Genomic DNA, 1,016 nt, shown 5'->3' with positions numbered 1-1,016 from the left:
GAGTGAGTCCCCTGGAGTGGTGTAGTTCGAGCCCGTGATCTTGGTGGTCGTGTCGGTCACCAACGAGGGCGGGTCATCGCGTGAGGCTCTGCGAGAAGCGACCAAGCGACTCGTAGAGAAGGACTCACGCGATGACCCTGAACCAGTCTGCCCTGCTCGAGCTGTCGGAGGCACTACGCGCCGGCGACGGCGTGGACCTGATGCGCACGGCGCTGCAGTCGATGCTGCAGCTGCTCGTGGAAGCCGAGGCCACCGCCACAATCGGCGCCGCTCCGCACGAACGCAGCGAGGCCCGCACGACCCAACGCAACGGCCACCGCGACAAGGTCGTGACGACCGCGTCCGGCGACGTGACGGTGCGGATCCCGAAGATCCGGACCGGGTCGTTCTTCCCGGCCCTGCTGGCCCCGCGCCGGCGCATCGACGTCGCCCTGCACGCGGTGGTGATGCAGGCCTACGTCGAGGGCGTCAGCACCCGTCGCGTCGACGACCTCGTGGTCGCGATGGGCGGGACCGGGATCAGCAAGAGCGAGGTCTCCCGGATCTGCGCCCAGCTCGACGGCGACGTCGCCGCCTGGCGCACGCGCCCGTTGGACGAGCACGAGTTCCCCTACGTGTTCCTCGACGCGACGTATTGCAAGGCGAGGATCAACCATCGGGTCGTGTCGCAGGCCGTCGTCATCGCCACCGGGGTCAGCGCCGATGGGCGACGGGAGGTGTTGGGCTGCGACGTCGGCGACAGCGAGACCGAGACGTTCTGGACGGACTTCCTGCGCGGGCTGCGGGACCGCGGCCTGGGCGGGGTCAAGCTGGTCATCAGCGACAGCCACCGCGGCCTCACCAACGCCATCACGGCGGTGTTCGCCGGCTCCGGCTGGCAACGGTGCCGGGTCCACTTCATGCGCAACGCCCTCGCCCGGGTCGGCAAGGGCCACGCCGAGATGGTCGCCGCGACCATCCGCACCATCTTCGCCCAGCCCACCCCCGACACCGTCCGCGCCCACGTCGACGTCGTC

General features: G+C 69.8%; 1 protein-coding gene. It reads left to right on the top strand.

Annotation, left to right across the window (positions count from 1 at the left end; translation table 11 throughout):
* Positions 1-131: 131 nt before the first annotated feature.
* Positions 132-1,016 (top strand): IS256 family transposase (locus ACR80Q_RS18290; RefSeq protein ID WP_435379082.1); only part of this gene is annotated, 885 nt, incomplete at its 3' end.

Source organism: Aquipuribacter aurantiacus (assembly GCF_051216895.1).
GTDB lineage: Bacteria > Actinomycetota > Actinomycetes > Actinomycetales > JBBAYJ01 > Aquipuribacter.
This window is presented reverse-complemented; position numbering and strand designations above follow the sequence as displayed.